Origin of the sequence: Candidatus Aquicultor secundus, from assembly GCF_002791875.1 — a bacterium.
GTDB classification, from domain to species: Bacteria; Actinomycetota; Aquicultoria; order Aquicultorales; family Aquicultoraceae; genus Aquicultor_A; species Aquicultor_A secundus.
Genome location: NZ_PFNG01000149.1, coordinates 1 through 2099, shown reverse-complemented (window position 1 = coordinate 2099; position 2099 = coordinate 1). Strand labels below are relative to the sequence as shown.

The window sequence follows — 2099 nt, the reverse complement described above, 5'->3', positions numbered from 1 at the left end:
TCTGCGACACTTGGCAACACGGTCCAGAGTACTATCCAATATAATGTTGACCCGTCACTTAGCGATATCAAGGTCGATGTCGCAAGCACGGTTAATGCTTTTTCTAACCTTATCGGTACGCTGGCTACCATTGATTCTGCCGCCGAAGAACTTTCAGTTTCGGGGGCGAATATGCCTGACACCACAACGGCGCAGGGGCAGGGCTCGGTCGTGCAAAAGCTTTTGCTTCACGCACCCCCCGGCGACGGCATCACGGTAAATGCGGCCACGGTGACCGTTTCAAGCGCTGAGGCCTCAAACGTCTCGGTTGTCACCCTCGGCCGTGATATAGACGGCAACGGGGTAATCGATACCGGTGAGGAGCTCGGCTCAACGACGACCGCGGCCGGGGTGGCGAGCTTTACGGGATTTACTCTATCAATCGCCTCGGACACCACCGAGACGGTGCTCGTAAAAGTGGGGCTCTCGACTTCGGCGGTGGTGGGGCACAGCGTTCAAACAAGCCTCGGTAGCAATGATATCGGGGTTGCCCTCCCGGATACGGTCGCAAGCTTTAGCGCCGCCGGCGCTTTGATGACGATCGCTGACTTCCCCGATGTGGTAACACTTCAAACCGCTTCTCTTGGCACGGGCAGTGTCGCCCGGGCCCAGGCCGATGCGCCGGTGCAGCAGATCGATCTAACACTCGGGGCCGGCTATGACGCGGCCGCGGTTGACACCATAACGATTAGCAAAGTGGGCAGCGCCCCGGACACCGATGTGGCAGAGGTCAAACTCTGGCTCGATACCGGCAGCGGCACCTTCGGGACGGATGACACCCTTCTTGGGGCGGGCACCTTTAGTGCGGGCTCGATCACCTTCACCGCGCTTAATGTGCCGGTTACCATTTCGAGCGCAAAGCGCCTCTTTGTCAGCTACTCGATCTCTGCGACCGCCGGTGTGGGCGATACGCTCGCTTCAAGCGTCACGGGGGCTGCGGCTTTTCTTCCCGACTCGGTCGACATAAGCGCGGCCACCCCCTCTGCCCTGCAGCAGGTGGGGCTTGCCGCCGAAGAACTTTCAGTTTCGGGGGCGAATATGCCTGACACCACAACGGCGCAGGGCACACATGATGCGGTAACACAAAAACTCTTACTGTACGCCCCGGCGGGAGATAATATCATACTAAGTGGAGCGAACATTGGGGTCGCGACGACTCCAGACTCGAACGTGTCTCTGGTCAAGCTTGCCCATGACGCAAATCACAATGACATTATCGACTCCGGTGAGGAGCTTGCCGCAACGACTACCGCGGCCGGGGTGGCGAGCTTCAGTGGGCTTAACCTGACTATCGCCGCAAACTCAACGGAGACGGTACTCGTCGGGGTTGACCTATCCTATTCGGCAACACCCGGGGCAACGGTCCAAACAAATGTAGATTTTACTTCAAACGGGATACAAGTCGCTAGCCCGGATAGTGTGGCTAATTTCGGTATAATGACCGGAGCAACCGTCGGCATAAGTGATTTTGCCGATACTATTGCGCTGCGGACATCATCGCCGACAACGGGAACTATCTCCCGTTCAGCGCAGGACAACCTTATCGAACGGATTGATCTCTCCTTCGATAATCCGAATTACGACGCGGCAACCTTAAACAGCATCACCATCCAAAGAACCGGTACAGGTGCCGATTCGGATGTTTCTCAGGTCAAACTCTGGTTAGACAACAACCAAAACGGAAGCCTTGATGCAACGGACACCTCCCTTGGGGTGGGAAGCTTCTCTGGTGGAGTGATAACGTTTACTTCAACTATCGCTGTTTTCCAAGGCCAGACAAACAAACTTCTCGTCACGTACTCAGTCTCATCCACGGCGACCGCCGGGGCGACCCTCGGCGCCGATGTGAACTCGGCCACGGTGGCCGCGCCCGATACCATAAGCTTAATCGCGCCGACACAGTCGAACCTGCAGCAGGTCACATACGCCTCCGAGAATCTTTCGGTGGCGGGGGCAAGCGTTGCCGACACCGCCGCCGCCCAGGGCTCGCAGGATGTCGTAGGACAGAAAATCCTGCTCCATGCCCCAATCGGGGATGGTGTTACAGTTACCGCTGCAAA

Annotated in this window: 1 protein-coding gene; it reads left to right on the top strand. The window is 57.4% G+C overall.

Features of this window, described 5'->3' with window-relative positions:
- A partial coding sequence (locus tag COY37_RS06095) for a hypothetical protein (protein ID WP_286976758.1) occupies positions 1 to 2099 on the top strand: 2099 nt, incomplete at both ends.